Below are 13,119 nucleotides of genomic sequence, written 5' to 3' on the forward strand. Positions count from 1 at the left end.
AAGATTACTTACTTAACTGCATCTACTGCAACTAGCTGATTAGCTTCTTTTCCCCGAGCTGGGATTCTAGCCTTTCCACCTCATAGCGTAGCGCCTTTTCTTGAAGTCCGCAATTGCTGCGCTGCTGCGGGAGCGAGGCTACGCCTGTACCCATATTTTTGACCCCACCGGAGCCGTGTCGGTGCGCGGCCCCCGCGTTGGCCCCGGGTAGGAGCCGCTGTGTGAGGCGCACTACCAGCTCGTGCCCGCCCACTGGGGGCCTTGCCCACTACCGAAGCCTGCTTCCTTATTCGGGAGCCGGGCCAATGCGCCGCCGCACTCGCCGCTTGGGAGCAGCTGCTTCCGCTGACTCCAGTGGTGGCGCCTGCGGTGCCTGTGGCGGCTGCCAGAGCTGATGCAGCAGCAGCAGGCCTTCGAGCAGCAGTAGGCGCTCCTCTTCCCAGCTGCGGTGCGTGTGGGGCGAGGGAGCCAGCAGCTCCAGCAGCTCGTCGGCCCGGTAGGGCACGTGCGGCTCCTGCGGCAGATAGGTAAACAGAAACACGCGGGCCTGCTCCAGCACACTGTCGCGGCCAGCATTCCCGGTGTCGGAGGCCTCAGCCAGCTGCTGGCCCAGGGTACTCAGATGAGAAGCAAGCTCGTCAGCAGTCATCGGCAAACACATACATACGCGTTTCAAATCTAGTCTTTTTCCCCGTTCTCATGATGGAAAAACAGAAATACTATGCCCTGCTCTCCCTTGTGTGCGAGATACTGCCGCACTACGCCGTTGCTCGGGCCATCTGGGCCGGCTACGGGCAGCGGTACGCCTCGGCCGCCACGCGTCTGGGCCACGTCAAACAAGGCAGGTGGCCCACCTGCCCGACCTAGTCGCGCTGGTGGAGGCCTCCACCAGCGCGAGTTCCTGATTCCGGACGCGTTGCGCCCCGAGAGCACGGCCGTGCAAGCGCCTTCGCTGCCCGCCTAACGCCCCCGTCAATTGAAACGCAGCACAGACACGGACGCCGGTCGCCGCCGATGATGCTCGCCCTGCGGGCTGCCAGGGCTGGCCAGCCTAGAGCAGTTGCACGGCCTTGCCCAGCATGTAGGCATACTGCTGTCGGTCGGCGGCCGTCAGCAGGGCTGGGCTGTCCGGGCCCAGCAGCCGCTCCTGCACGCTCAGCAGGTAGGCGCGGCACTGCGCAACGGCGCTCAGCTCGGGGGCCAGCAGCGACTGCGCCAGCAAGGTGGTTAGCACGTGAATCCACTCGGCGTGCAATTCCAGCAGCCGAGCCGTGGGGGTGGGATACAACAGCACCTCAATCATCTGCTGCTGTATGGTCTTGATTTCCTGTGTTGTAGGCATCAAAAAAATATAGGGGTGAAGCTGATTCTGCCGGGGTTATCCGGCGGTCAATACCTATAGCTTCAACCGGCAAAATGTGCCCATACGTTCCCCAAAAGGCTTTTTTGTGTAGCCGCTCACTCCCAGTTACATACCTCCGGCGCCCGACGCTCGCCCTCTTTATTTGAGAAGTCGTTCACCTTTTCTTCCTATATCCTTATGCACCTCAACTCCGCCCCCACGCCGCCGGCCCGCCGCCCGTGCCTGCGTGATCTGGCCACGCTTACGGCCACGCTGCTGCCCCGGCTCTGGTGACGCTCGCTTCGTTGCCGGAGTTCGAGCGCCGCTGCCACGAAATCAACACCACCCACCCACAGTACCGCGAGGAAACGCCGCTGGTGGTGGCCTACGAGTACCGTATCCACGACCAACTCAGCGGCGCGTTGCGCCTGGCCGGCCCGCTGGCGGCCGGCAGCTCGCTGCTCGTGGACGCGCAACTGGCCTCCTGCGCAAGAAAAGGGCTTCGACACCCTCGTTTCACTCACCGATACCCACACCCCAGCTCATCTTAGGCTACACAAACCAGCGCGCCACCTGACAGGTACGTCAGCGGCACCATGCCGCCGGCCATGCGCGCGGCGTAGTAGGAGGAGGGAGGCCTAGCGCAGCAAGTGCTGCTGGTGCCTACGCTGCCGGCCGGCATCCGCGAAATCGACCTCTCCGACTGCCGTCGCGAGTTTCAGCTGCTGCTGCCGCTGGCTGCCTGATGCCCATGCCACGCACTATTCTACGCTACGGCCCGGGTCTGCCGCGGCCCTGTTGGTTGCCCTCAAGAGCGCTGGCGCCCCCGTGCCGGGACCGGCAGCCCGGCTCCGGGCAGCAGGCTGGGCGGGGTCTGGAGCTCTTCCAGCAGGCTCAGCGCCTGCCGGGCCTCGCTGAGTTGCAGCTCGCGGCTGCGGGCCGGAAAACTAGCCGGAGCCAGTAGCTGCCGCACACTGGCCTCCACGCGCGGGGCCAGCGTCGGGGCGCCGGCCAGCAGCACCCACTGCGGTACCTGCTGCAGGTACAGCAGCAGCTCGCGGCGAATGGTAAAGAGGATGGTCGGGCCGAAGTCGCCGGACTCGGCGCTGGTGTCGAGCTCGGCGCGCAGCTGCTGCAGGCGAAGAAGGGTAGTGGTCATGGCAGGGGAATATGCCGGCCTCTACGCCCGGGCATCAGCCCTGGTTGCCATTTTAAGGCCGTTTTAAGGTCGTCAGCACTATATATCCCGTCCTCTTCGTCCTAGCTGCCGGCCGCCGTTGCCGCACTTGTTTCACCGCCCGCTGCCGCTGCGGGCATCAGCCAACAACATGCATGCGAATCCCCCCATGTTTTCTCTCGCTCTGGCGCCATGGACTCGAGCAGCAGCAAGGCCTGGCAGGCCTGCTGCCGCCGCTGTGTCAGCGGCTGGCCGGTGGCAGGGTGAGCAAAGGCATCGAGCAGGAAGAAGTATTCTTGCAGCTGGGTGGGCGAGGCCACTACCAGCCGGTAGGTTTCCAGGCCTCCGAGCGTATCGCTGAGCGTGTGTTCGAGGTCGGCGAGCCAGCGCTCATTTGGGGCTGGGGTGTGAAGCCCGGCGCGCAGGGCGTCGAGTTGAGAGAGCAGGTGGAGCAGATGCATACAGGTGCGGTAGGAGGTAAAAGAGCATACCGGAATTTATATATAATTCCGCTAATGTCACTGGCTATTCATCGAGTGCCAGCGCTCTTTCATCGACTAAAACGCCGAAGCAGCCCGCAAAGTACGCACCGGCCGGCAACCGGCCCCAATCATACTATCTGCCGCCACTTCCAGCCGCCCCAACGGCCACATTGCTATCCGCGGCCTTACCCTCTTCTCCCCGCCATGAGTCCTGATCATTCGGTTGGCCGTAGTGTTCGGCACGGAGTACACCACCGAGTATGTGGGCAAGGTGCTGGGCCACGAGGTGACCGAAGCTGAGCTGGGCCGCAAGTTCTCCATCAAGGGCGAGAAAATTACGGACGAGGCGCTGGGCAAGAATAAGGCGGCCCTCAAGCACCTAATCGAATCCAGAAGCGGCCCGCTCGTGCCCATCGACAAGACCTAGGGAAAGTATACGTTCCAGTATTTCTCACTGAGCGTTAACGACTGGTCCTATGGACTTATCGAAGTTGAGCCATTTCAGCGGCCTAGAAGGGGCCGACAACACGCCGGGTCTGCTGGGTTACGTGCTATGGGCCAGAACTAGCTGGTTTACCAACTTTACCAAGGCCCCGGCCTACGTGGGCGAGGCCCCGCCGGCCGTCATCGCCACCGCCCATGCCTTTCAGCAGGGCAAGGGCTACGCCAAGGGCGTGCAGATCTACGCCGGCGACGTCATCGAAAAGCCTGCCACCTAAGCAATGGAGCAGCCATCCTTGCCCCAGCTACTGCCGGAAGTCGCGGAGGAATAGCTAACATAACGCCCTGTGTTATCGAGGTCCAGCGACTACGGCGCAAAATCGACTTTCGCTGGCTCACGCTGGCGGAGGCCGATGAGCTGGCGAAGGATCCGCTCTTCACCTACTTGGTCACTCGGGAAGCCTGGAAGCGCCGGCCGCCAGTAGGAAAACGAAATTAGGTTTGTGAGAGAAGCGATACGTGGGACGAAAATGCCTCAGGCTTTGGCTAGGGCGTTTATGCGTTTGATGCCGTCCTGGCACGTGCAATAGGCTCCAACTGGGGAGTTGGAGCCTGGGCGTTGGTTGTGGGGAAGGAGCGGGGTATTTGGTAAGAACGGGTATATGTTATGCGCTTACGCCGCAGTCTGCGTTGGGGCGGAAGAAGCAGGCAGGCCGCCGAGCAACATCAGGGCAACCAAGGGAAGGAGTGGAGAAGTAGCGTTCATGCAAGTAGGGCGCAGTAGAAGGGTACGATAAGGTCAGCAAGGTAGCGCCCCGGGGAGGCCTACTCAAGGACAATAGGATTGATTTTGTGACATTAACTTTTTGAATACTAAAAAGCATAATAGGAAGGTAGATAATAGAAAGCTAGCTTGTTTTGCGTCCGCTTCACCCGCGGTTGGCCATGGCAGTTTTGCGGAATACAAACCCCTAACTCACCTGCTGGCCATCGGCCCGGTGCCAGAGCCACCAACAGCTGCCCTACCACGAAGGGCGATAGCCCGGCGCCGGTGGGGGCCCGGGCTGATAGGCGAGTCGTCAGAAATGGCGGCACTGCTGTGCACGATGGGCGAGGGCCAGTGCCAGCAGGATGAGCGCACCGCCATCTGGGTCCGTGAACTGACCGTGACGTAGCAACTATACCACCTGGACCAGGCGTACAACATCTTCTAAGAAAGTGAACCAGCAAATCGGCGTGACTTGCTGATCAAGCGTTCAGATTAGGGCGTTATTCTGAACGGTTTTACTACCCACGCAAATGCCCCCGAAAAACCGCGTTTTGGGGGCGTTTGCGTGGGTACTCTGGTCACTTCTTACAGTGGTTTGTTTGGCAACTATGATCATTGCCTGCCCCATTCTTGGTTGCGCTCAATGAAGGCAACTACTCCTTCGGCTTTCGTCAGGTATACTGCTATGACCCGCGGCCGTGAGTTCCCTCCCAGATTGTCGTTAAAGAGCGTAAGCACGTTGGGATATAAACGCCCTGCAAATAAAATAGGGCCTATTGAGAGCCGTCTTTCTTCAACTTCGAGTATAGGAGCAGAAAAATTGTATGAACTCCATTGCAGGGTTGCGCTGAATGGCTCATAGGGGTTTGTAGCAGCGAGTACGAAGGTATTTGTTACTTCTGCCGATGCAGCAACCGAATCGGTGCGCACCAAGCGTACCTCAGTGTAGTCACGGGTATAGTCAGGGCACGAAGGTCCATTGGTCCCTAGGTTTCCCATACGCGGTACGTTCGGGTCGTGGGCTGCACTAGGTACGTGCGCTCGTAGCCTGCCTGCGGTGCTGCGGAAGCGTAGTACGTTCCCGGCTATGTAGGGCGCCGCCCAAGCGCGTTGCGCTTCCGACAAGGAAAAAGATGGTGCCTCATCACAGTCATTGCTGCATGCTGGTAGCAGAGTTAGTGCACTCAAGCAAAGCACAGGTAGTGATGGCAACCGTTGGGAGCTTGTTGCGGATCGGGTAAATATCGAATGCATGGAGAGCAGGATAATGATTGTATGATGAAGAGGGTATCAGTAAGCACCCACTGGACAGTGTTTTTGTAGCTTTGAGCCTACCATCTGCGACATGCCGTACTCTGCTCACCATCCTGTTTACTTTGAGAATGCCGTTGGGCGCATTCTGGAACATCCCGAAGGTTATGCCTGGGTGATATATAAGGATACGCGCCGGGGGATAACGGAATTCCGTGCCCTGCTCACGCACCTCGGTCAGCTACTGCTGCGCCGCGGGTGGAGCCGCATTCTGGTAGATATGCATCTGATTCAGCCGTTGTCGGAGCCAGAGAAGCAGTTTCTGGTAGACGAATGGTACTCCCGTAAAATTGCCCGTCCGGAGCACGTCTGCGTGGCCTACCTGGCGGCGCAGGATGCTGTTTCCCGGCTCTCCATTCATCAGATTCAGGCGGAGGCCCGCAAGGAAAACACGTCGGATGCGTTTCAGACGCTAGCGGAGGCACAGGCATATCTACTTACCTGTCCCCTCTAAAGGTATCTGCTTATGAGAGATGCCATCTATGCTCGCATGAGTACCCGCGACAAGGGCCAGGACAACGAGAGCCAGCTGCGTGCCTTCGCCAAGCGGCTGGGCTACACGGTATATAAAGAGTACCTCGACACTGAATCAGGTGGCAAGACCGAGCGGCCTCAGTTTCAGTAACTCTTCACGGATGCGTACCAGCGCCGCTTCGACGTGGTACTGTTCTGGGCGCTGGACCGGTTTAGCCGCGAAGGCACTATTGAAACGCTCCATCACCTGCAGCGACTCTCGCACGCGGGCGTGTAGTTCAAAAGTTAATCCGAGCAGTACTTGGACTCGACCGGTATGTTCAAGGAGGCCATTATCAGCATCCTGGCCATCATTGCCAATCAGGAGCGAGTGCTGCGGCTGGAGGCCACTGGCATATCTACCCGGGCCATCGCCACCGGCATGGAGCTTTCACCGAGCACGGTGGCCAAGTATCTACTAAGTGCAGAAGCTCAATAATTGTCGAAGCTCAATAATTGTCGAATGTAGTAGCTACCTGCGAGCTTGCCGCCTTAAATGGGGGACAGCCGTTATCTTGCGAGCTTCCTAAAACCAGCAACCTCCCAAAATGAACAGTCGATGCTGCATCATATCATCTACATGAGTCGGGGCATACAACCGATGCAAGATCATGAACTGCGGGCCTTGCTAGAGCAGGCGCAACAAGCCAATGCGGAGCAGGATATTACGGGAGCCTTAATTTATGGCGACCACCAATTCATGCAAATCATTGAAGGAGAAGAGTCGCGTCTGGCCTCACTTTATGCAAAGCTCCTGAATGACCCGCGCCATACCAGTGTGGTGAAACTGGCGGACAAGCAAATCAACGAGCGCAGTTTCTCTTCCTGGTCGATGGCATTTCATGCAGCGTCTCCGGAGGAATTCAGCGAATTAGCCGGCTATGCTGAGCCGGAAACACTTGAATTGAAGAAACCTACCCTTAGCGCGGCTGATACGCTGCTGCTGGAGATGATGCAATCTTTCGTTTTAAAGAAAACAGATTAACGCATTCAGAAAGTCCCGCTATAAGGCGGGGCTTTTTTTGTCCTTTTCGCCAGTACCGCTGGGCGTGAGTTTTAGGCTCTGTTTCACACATCCCAAACTAACCCCAGTTGTATGAGAAACCTAATTGTGGTGCTCTTTGGCGGCATCTGCCTGTTGCTGGCTACTGCCTATAGCGCGCCGGCCCACGCCCAGCAGCGAAGCCCTGACCTCACCGTCCTCCACCTGCAGGCGCGCCATGTGCATGTCGACGCTGAGGCGATACCCGTTGCCACCGTGATGTAGCATAACTCGTGGCCGGCTTGCCCGACGAGCGCCGCAAGCCCCACCCAGACCGGTTCTACACCCGCTGGCGCCGGGTGCACGGCCGCTGGTAACAGTTCACCTTCCGAAAAGGCGAGCGAAGCGCCATGGTCACGACGCCGGAGCTTGGCTGGCGAAGTCGACTGTTTGTGTAAGGATCAATTGAAAAGGGCTCTCAGCAGTATGCGAAGAGTCCTTTTGTTAAAAGTCCGGCATCTCGGTCAGCTGGTCATCGTCGTCGAACATGCCTAGGTTGCGCAAGTAGGTGGCTGTGATGCTGGCGTGGGCGTGCCGGGAGTGTCGCTGTACCAGCTCGATGTCCTTGGTGGCCAGCTACAGGTTGATAGCGCCGGTGTGCATAGCCGTAGACCATATGCTCGCCGTCGAGCAGGCCCACGACCTCCATGACTTTGCGGTTGCGCTTGGCAAACCAGTTCTTGCCTACCGGCACGGGGCCGGGCTGCCGGGCGCGGGTGAAGATGTAGTAGTTGGGCGAGCGTAGTTCACTTATTAATGCCCGTGTACGGCTTTCGGATGAAGTCCTGCTTGTCCGTATCCCAGATCCGGTAGTCGATATATCACCGCTTACTCAGGTCGCCGTTGGCGTCAAACAGTTGGGGCTCATACTCAAGCGGGTATATGGGGATGTGATAGAACGATAAATTTCAACAAAAAAAAGGCCCTTTCTACTGCAGAAAGGGCCTTTTTACAAGTAGCGGGGACGAGAGTTGAACTCGTGACCTCAGGGTTATGAATCCTGTGCTCTAACCAACTGAGCTACCCCGCCGGGTTTTTGGTGCTGCAAAGGTAAGAACAAGATTTGTTCCGGCACAAGCCCTGAAGCAAAAAAAACCCGTGTATATTGCTCCCCTACGGTCTTTGGTGAATGCTGCGGACCAATAAATTCCTAAGTCTGTTCTGCTTATGCCTCTTTCTGCCACTCGTCACAAACATCGGTTTACCGTCGAATTTCCCATAAATGCTTCCCCAAAAATCCTGTACCCCTATCTGGCTTCAGCTTCCGGGCTGTCGCAGTGGTTCTGCCAGGATGTGCGCATCGACGAAGATCACCGCTTTAACTTCATCTGGGACAACCAGCCGCACTTTGCAGAAATGAACTCGCACCGCACCAATCGCTCGGTGCGTTATGTTTTCCTCGACCAGAACAAGCGCCACATACCGGATGCCAACTATCTAGATTTCACGCTGGAAGAGTCGCAGCTGACGCAGGAAGTGTACCTGCGGGTGCTGGACTACTCCGAGGAAACCGACGACGATGAGCTGCAGGGCATGTGGGAAGGCCTGATCGTGAAGTTGCGTGAACTGGTAGGCGGCTAAGCGGGTTTTACGCAGTAGAAAAGCGGAGCGGACGCGAAACGGACAGTATCTTCGTTTCCGTTCCGCTCTTTTTTGTGGCCCATTTCCGCTTGCGCGCCTGGTCGTCGCTACTGTATGAAAAAACTTGATAAGCTTATTCTGAAGGCCTTTATGGGGCCGTTCCTGCTCACGCTGGCCGTAGTGGAGTTTATTCTGCTGACGCAGTATATGCTCAAGTACCTCGACGACCTGGTGGGCAAGGACCTGGGGGCCGAGGTGCTGGTGCAGCTGCTATTCTACTTTGCGGTGCTACTGCTGCCCATTGCCCTGCCGCTGGCCGTGCTGCTGTCGTCGCTGATGACCTTTGGCACGCTGGGCGAGCACCACGAGCTGACGGCCATCAAGACCTCGGGCATTTCGTTGACCCGCATTCTGCGGCCGGTGCTGCTCACCAGCCTCGCGCTGATGGTGGGGGCCTTCTGGTTCAACAACGCCATTGTGCCCAAAGCCAACCTGAAAGCGTTCAGCCTGCTCTGGGATGTGCGGCAGCAGAAGCTCGCCCTCGACATCCGGCCCGGCGTGTTCTACAGCGGCATCCCCGGCTACACCATTAAGGTGAACGACAAGCAGGGCGAAGACGGCGAAATCCTGATGGGCATCATGATTTACGACCACACCCAGGGTTCGGGCAACATGCGCGTGATTCTGGCCGACTCCGGCCGCATGTTCACGCGCTTTGGCGGGCAGTACCTGGGCCTAGAGCTGTTTCGGGGGCAGAGCTACGTGGAGCAGCCCGACGCGCGCAGCCGCTCCGGCGCCACGTTCATCCGGCAGGCCTTCAACCGCAACATGATTACGTTCTCGCTGAAATCTTTCGACCTGAATCGGACGCAGGTGGAGCTGTTTTCGCAGAACAAGATGATGAAAAACATCCCGCAGCTCGAGTCCTATATCGACTCGCTGCAGGGACGCCTGCGCACGGAGCGCGGGCAGGTGTCGCGCCAGCTGGCTCCCTATTATACTTACCTGCGCTTCGATACCACCGGGCAGGCCCAAAACCGGCGGGCCGAGCCGATTCAGGTGGCTGAAACCCGGTTGCCGGCCCTCAATGTGAACGTGCTGGAACAGGCTGCCAATCGGGCCCGCAACGTCCGGGCCTTTGCCGGCACCACCGGCGAGCGGCTGGCCAATCTGGCTAAGGAGTCGGGCAACTACCGCATCGAGATTTACCGCAAGTATGTGCAGTCGGTAGCCATTCTGCTGATGTTTCTGATTGGGGCCCCGCTGGGCGCCATCATCAAAAAAGGCGGCCTGGGCGTACCGATCTTGGTGTCTATTCTGTTCTTCATCGTCTACTACATTCTGTCCATTATGGGCGAGAAGTACGGGCGGGAAGGCGTGATGCCCGTTACGCTGGGCATGTGGATGTCGACGGTGGCGCTGCTGCCTTTTGGCCTGTTTTTCCTGTATCAGGCCCGCAACGACTCCGGCCTGCTCGACTGGGACCTGGGGCGTTTCGTGCCCGCCTGGGTGCGCTGGCCAGTCCGGCGCTACAAAAAAGTGGTCTGACCGCTCGCTATTCGTTGTTCGGCACGGGCTATACTTCTGAATCAGGCAACGGGAAACAAACAACAAACCACTATTTTTTCTACCTTTGCGGCCACCCCGAAATGCGGGGTGGCTTTCTTTTTTTCATTTTTAAATCCAAGACGGGGAAACCTATCTGCCGATGAAACTCACTACCGAAGCAAAACAGGCGATTTTCGAGAAAAACAGCCTGCAAAAAGTAGCCACCGACACGGGTTCGGCTGAGGCTCAGATTGCGCTGTTCACGCACCGCATCACGCACCTCACCGAGCACCTGAAAGTGAACAAAAAAGACTTCTCGACCCGTCTGGGTCTGCTGAAGCTTGTTGGTAAGCGTCGTCGCATGCTGGACTACCTCCAGCACCGCGAAATCAACCGCTACCGCGCCATCATCAAGGAACTGGGCATTCGTAAGTAAGCCCAATGCCTGGAGCAGGGAGCCTTCCACCCCGGAAGGTTCCCTGCTCTTTTTTTGTCCGAAACCAAGTGCACCATTTGCTAGGTTCGGACGTTGATTTCTCAGAATATGATTTTTTAGAGCAAAATGGGGCCGCTGCCGGCCCCGTTTTTACGGCTGCTCGCCCGCTGCACGCTTTCCACAAGCACCCTCTCAGATGCCCAATTACACCGCGGTTACCAAACACATTACGCTGCCCGACGGGCGGCAGATTTCCATCGAAACCGGCAAGCTGGCCAAATTCGCCGACGGTGCCGTAGTGGTGCGCCTCGGCGACGCCATGCTGCTGGCAACGGTCGTGTCGCAGCCCAGCTCGCGCGGCGACGTGGACTTCCTGCCCCTGTCGGTTGACTACCAGGAGAAATTCGGTGGTGCCGGCAACATTCCCGGCTCGTTCCAGCGCCGCGAAGGCCGCCTCTCGGATTACGAAATCCTGGTGTGCCGTATCGTAGACCGTATCCTGCGCCCGATGTTCCCCAAGGACTATCACTACGAGGTGCAGGTGATGATTACCCTGATTTCGGCCGATAAAACCGTGCAGCCCGACGCCCTGGCCGCGCTGGCCGCCTCGGCTGCCCTCTCGATTTCGGATATTCCCTTCGCTGGCCCCATCTCGGAGGTTCGCGTAGCCCGCATCGACGGCAAGCTGCAAATCAACCCCCTCACCGCCGACATTGCCCGCGCCGACATCGACCTGATTGTAGGGGCCACGGCTGATTCGGTAGCCATGGTGGAAGGCGAAATGAACGAAGTGAGCGAAGAGGAAATGGTAGAAGCCATTGCCTTCGCCCACGAAGCCATCAAGGAGCAGGTGCGCGTGCAGCTGGAGCTGGCCGCCGAAGTGGAGAAATCCCACGTGAAGCGCGAGTACCCCAAGTACGAGGAAAACGACGACCTGAAAAAGCGCATCCACGAAGGTGTATATGAGCACGCCTACAAAGTGGCGCACTCGGGCAACCCCAGCAAGGCCGGCCGCAAGGAAGGCTTTAGCGCTATCAAAAAGTCGTTGACCGAGAAACTGCTGGAAGAGCAGCCCGAGCTGGACATGAAGATGTTCGGCCGCTACTACTCGTCGGCTGAGAAAAAGGCCATCCGCGACATGATGATCAAGGAGCGTACCCGCCTCGACGGCCGCGCCCTGACAGAAATCCGTCCGATCTGGAGCGAAGTGAACTACCTGCCCGGTGCCCACGGCTCGGCCCTGTTCACCCGCGGCGAAACCCAGTCGCTGACCACCGTAGCCCTCGGCACCAAGCTCGATGAGCAGATCATCGACACGGCCATGACCTCGGGCTACAGCAAGTTCATGCTGCACTACAACTTCCCGGCCTTCTCGACCGGTGAGGTGAAGCCTAACCGCGGCCCCGGCCGCCGCGAAATCGGCCACGGCAACCTGGCGCAACGCTCGCTGAAGAAGGTAATGCCTTCCGACGACGAGAACCCCTACACCGTACGCATCGTGTCGGACATCCTGGAGTCAAACGGCTCATCGTCGATGGCCACGGTGTGCGCTGGTTCGATGGCCTTGATGGACGCGGGCATTCCGGTGCGCGCTGCTGTTTCGGGCATTGCCATGGGCCTCGTGCAGGACAAGGAAACCGGCGAATACGCCGTGCTTTCGGACATCCTGGGCGATGAGGACCACCTCGGCGACATGGACTTCAAAGTAACCGGCACCGAGAAAGGTATCGTAGCTTGCCAGATGGACATCAAAATCCAGGGCTTGAGCGCCGAAATCATGACGGCTGCCCTGCACCAGGCCCGCGAAGGCCGTCTGCACATCCTGCGTGAGATGGCTAAGACCATTGCTGCGCCGGCTGCTGAGCTGAAGCCGCATACGCCTCGCTCGCACAAAATGCTGATCGACAAGGAGTACATCGGTGCCGTTATCGGACCCGGTGGCAAAGTCATTCAGCAGATCCAGAAGGACACCAACGCCACGGTTATCATCGAGGAGAAGGACGAGAAAGGCCACGTGAGCATCTACGCTTCCAATCAGGAAGACATGCAAGCCGCCATCGACCGGATCCGGGCCATTGCGGCCACGCCGGAAGTGGGCGAAACCTACAAAGGCAAGGTGCGCAGCATCCAGCCCTACGGTGCCTTCGTGGAAATCATGCCGGGCAAAGATGGCCTGCTGCACATTTCGGAAGTATCGCACGAGCGCCTCGCCGCGCTGGAAGGCGTGCTGGAAGTAGGGCAGGAGATTGACGTGAAACTGCTCGACATCGACAAGAAAACGGGCAAATACCGCTTGTCGCGCAAGGTGCTGCTGCCGAAGCCGGAGCGCGCTGCTGATTCCAACGGCGCAGCGTAAGCGCTGCCGCCGAACTTTCGCGGGTACCGGGGTGTTGCTTTCAACTGACCCGGTACCCGCGTTTGGGTATCCCTCGTATACCGGACCAACACGACCTTACTAGCATCAACAACTCAACTCT

17 protein-coding genes and 1 tRNA gene are annotated in these 13,119 nt (G+C 58.5%); 13 read left to right on the plus strand and 5 right to left on the minus strand.

Annotated features, from left to right (window positions below; genetic code table 11):
• Positions 1-286 precede the first annotated feature (286 nt).
• Positions 287-649 (minus strand): hypothetical protein, encoded by a 363-nt coding sequence (locus O9Z63_RS06945; RefSeq protein ID WP_270128583.1) that lies wholly within the window; start codon positions 647-649, stop codon positions 287-289.
• A gap of 50 nt (positions 650-699) precedes the next feature.
• Here O9Z63_RS06945 and O9Z63_RS06950 point away from each other — a divergent pair, with 50 nt between their 5' ends.
• Positions 700-867 (plus strand): hypothetical protein, encoded by a 168-nt coding sequence (locus O9Z63_RS06950; protein ID WP_270128584.1) that lies wholly within the window; start codon positions 700-702, stop codon positions 865-867.
• Positions 868-1,051: 184 nt separating this feature from the next.
• On the opposite strand, the gene O9Z63_RS06955 is transcribed toward O9Z63_RS06950, so the two are convergent.
• Complete coding sequence (locus tag O9Z63_RS06955) at positions 1,052-1,342, minus strand: hypothetical protein (RefSeq protein ID WP_270128585.1); 291 nt, start codon at positions 1,340-1,342, stop codon at positions 1,052-1,054.
• Positions 1,343-1,632: 290 nt separating this feature from the next.
• On the opposite strand from O9Z63_RS06955, the gene O9Z63_RS06960 reads away from it, so the two are divergent.
• On the plus strand, positions 1,633-1,893 hold the full coding sequence (locus tag O9Z63_RS06960) for a hypothetical protein (protein ID WP_270128586.1): 261 nt from the start codon (positions 1,633-1,635) through the stop codon (positions 1,891-1,893).
• Between the two features lie 257 nt (positions 1,894-2,150).
• Here the strand turns inward: O9Z63_RS06960 and O9Z63_RS06965 are convergent, their stop codons facing one another.
• Both O9Z63_RS06965 and O9Z63_RS06970 read right to left on the minus strand, forming a co-directional pair.
• Entirely contained in the window at positions 2,151-2,501 is a 351-nt protein-coding gene (locus O9Z63_RS06965) for a hypothetical protein (RefSeq protein WP_270128587.1), read from the minus strand.
• Between the two features lie 101 nt (positions 2,502-2,602).
• Complete coding sequence (locus O9Z63_RS06970) at positions 2,603-2,980, minus strand: hypothetical protein (protein WP_270128588.1); 378 nt, start codon at positions 2,978-2,980, stop codon at positions 2,603-2,605.
• A 244-nt stretch (positions 2,981-3,224) separates the two neighbouring features.
• Here O9Z63_RS06970 and O9Z63_RS06975 point away from each other — a divergent pair, with 244 nt between their 5' ends.
• The 7 genes from O9Z63_RS06975 to O9Z63_RS07005 all read left to right on the plus strand — a co-directional run bounded on the left by O9Z63_RS06975 (position 3,225) and on the right by O9Z63_RS07005 (position 7,302).
• On the plus strand, positions 3,225-3,428 hold the full coding sequence (locus tag O9Z63_RS06975) for a hypothetical protein (protein WP_270128589.1): 204 nt from the start codon (positions 3,225-3,227) through the stop codon (positions 3,426-3,428).
• A 49-nt stretch (positions 3,429-3,477) separates the two neighbouring features.
• Complete coding sequence (locus O9Z63_RS06980) at positions 3,478-3,720, plus strand: hypothetical protein (RefSeq protein ID WP_270128590.1); 243 nt, start codon at positions 3,478-3,480, stop codon at positions 3,718-3,720.
• Between the two features lie 1,836 nt (positions 3,721-5,556).
• Positions 5,557-5,976 (plus strand): hypothetical protein, encoded by a 420-nt coding sequence (locus O9Z63_RS06985; protein WP_270128591.1) that lies wholly within the window; start codon positions 5,557-5,559, stop codon positions 5,974-5,976.
• Positions 5,977-5,988: 12 nt separating this feature from the next.
• The gene (locus O9Z63_RS06990; protein WP_270128592.1) at positions 5,989-6,147 is read left to right on the plus strand and encodes a recombinase family protein; all 159 of its coding nucleotides are present in this window, start codon (positions 5,989-5,991) and stop codon (positions 6,145-6,147) included.
• Positions 6,148-6,297: 150 nt separating this feature from the next.
• Positions 6,298-6,474, plus strand: a complete 177-nt coding sequence (locus O9Z63_RS06995; RefSeq protein WP_270128593.1) for a hypothetical protein — start codon at positions 6,298-6,300, stop codon at positions 6,472-6,474.
• A gap of 57 nt (positions 6,475-6,531) precedes the next feature.
• Entirely contained in the window at positions 6,532-7,020 is a 489-nt protein-coding gene (locus tag O9Z63_RS07000) for a BLUF domain-containing protein (RefSeq protein ID WP_270128594.1), read from the plus strand.
• A 111-nt stretch (positions 7,021-7,131) separates the two neighbouring features.
• Complete coding sequence (locus O9Z63_RS07005; RefSeq protein ID WP_270128595.1) at positions 7,132-7,302, plus strand: hypothetical protein; 171 nt, start codon at positions 7,132-7,134, stop codon at positions 7,300-7,302.
• Positions 7,303-8,033: 731 nt separating this feature from the next.
• Here O9Z63_RS07005 and O9Z63_RS07010 read toward each other — a convergent pair.
• Positions 8,034-8,107: transfer RNA gene (locus O9Z63_RS07010), tRNA-Met, on the minus strand.
• 137 nt (positions 8,108-8,244) lie between these two features.
• On the opposite strand from O9Z63_RS07010, the gene O9Z63_RS07015 reads away from it, so the two are divergent.
• The 4 genes from O9Z63_RS07015 to pnp all read left to right on the plus strand — a co-directional run bounded on the left by O9Z63_RS07015 (position 8,245) and on the right by pnp (position 12,998).
• Positions 8,245-8,658: an START-like domain-containing protein gene (locus O9Z63_RS07015; protein WP_270128596.1), complete on the plus strand. Its 414-nt coding sequence runs from the start codon at positions 8,245-8,247 to the stop codon at positions 8,656-8,658.
• 114 nt (positions 8,659-8,772) lie between these two features.
• Positions 8,773-10,206, plus strand: a complete 1,434-nt coding sequence (locus O9Z63_RS07020; protein ID WP_270128597.1) for an LptF/LptG family permease — start codon at positions 8,773-8,775, stop codon at positions 10,204-10,206.
• A gap of 160 nt (positions 10,207-10,366) precedes the next feature.
• The gene (gene rpsO / locus O9Z63_RS07025; RefSeq protein ID WP_022823754.1) at positions 10,367-10,642 is read left to right on the plus strand and encodes a 30S ribosomal protein S15; all 276 of its coding nucleotides are present in this window, start codon (positions 10,367-10,369) and stop codon (positions 10,640-10,642) included.
• Between the two features lie 196 nt (positions 10,643-10,838).
• Complete coding sequence (gene pnp / locus O9Z63_RS07030; RefSeq protein ID WP_270128598.1) at positions 10,839-12,998, plus strand: polyribonucleotide nucleotidyltransferase; 2,160 nt, start codon at positions 10,839-10,841, stop codon at positions 12,996-12,998.
• Positions 12,999-13,119: the final 121 nt, after the last annotated feature.

Source organism: Hymenobacter yonginensis, assembly GCF_027625995.1.
GTDB lineage: Bacteria > Bacteroidota > Bacteroidia > Cytophagales > Hymenobacteraceae > Hymenobacter > Hymenobacter yonginensis.

Coding starts and splice junctions, on each gene's coding strand:
- O9Z63_RS07015 (WP_270128596.1), top strand. CDS start 8,245: ATGCCTCTTTCTGCCACTCGTCACAAACATCGGTTTACCGTCGAATTT.
- O9Z63_RS06950 (WP_270128584.1), top strand. CDS start 700: ATGATGGAAAAACAGAAATACTATGCCCTGCTCTCCCTTGTGTGCGAG.
- O9Z63_RS06955 (WP_270128585.1), bottom strand. CDS start 1,342: ATGCCTACAACACAGGAAATCAAGACCATACAGCAGCAGATGATTGAG.
- O9Z63_RS07000 (WP_270128594.1), top strand. CDS start 6,532: ATGGGGGACAGCCGTTATCTTGCGAGCTTCCTAAAACCAGCAACCTCC.
- O9Z63_RS06985 (WP_270128591.1), top strand. CDS start 5,557: ATGCCGTACTCTGCTCACCATCCTGTTTACTTTGAGAATGCCGTTGGG.
- pnp (WP_270128598.1), top strand. CDS start 10,839: ATGCCCAATTACACCGCGGTTACCAAACACATTACGCTGCCCGACGGG.
- O9Z63_RS06990 (WP_270128592.1), top strand. CDS start 5,989: ATGAGAGATGCCATCTATGCTCGCATGAGTACCCGCGACAAGGGCCAG.
- rpsO (WP_022823754.1), top strand. CDS start 10,367: ATGAAACTCACTACCGAAGCAAAACAGGCGATTTTCGAGAAAAACAGC.
- O9Z63_RS06945 (WP_270128583.1), bottom strand. CDS start 649: ATGACTGCTGACGAGCTTGCTTCTCATCTGAGTACCCTGGGCCAGCAG.
- O9Z63_RS07005 (WP_270128595.1), top strand. CDS start 7,132: ATGAGAAACCTAATTGTGGTGCTCTTTGGCGGCATCTGCCTGTTGCTG.
- O9Z63_RS06980 (WP_270128590.1), top strand. CDS start 3,478: ATGGACTTATCGAAGTTGAGCCATTTCAGCGGCCTAGAAGGGGCCGAC.
- O9Z63_RS07020 (WP_270128597.1), top strand. CDS start 8,773: ATGAAAAAACTTGATAAGCTTATTCTGAAGGCCTTTATGGGGCCGTTC.
- O9Z63_RS06970 (WP_270128588.1), bottom strand. CDS start 2,980: ATGCATCTGCTCCACCTGCTCTCTCAACTCGACGCCCTGCGCGCCGGG.
- O9Z63_RS06965 (WP_270128587.1), bottom strand. CDS start 2,501: ATGACCACTACCCTTCTTCGCCTGCAGCAGCTGCGCGCCGAGCTCGAC.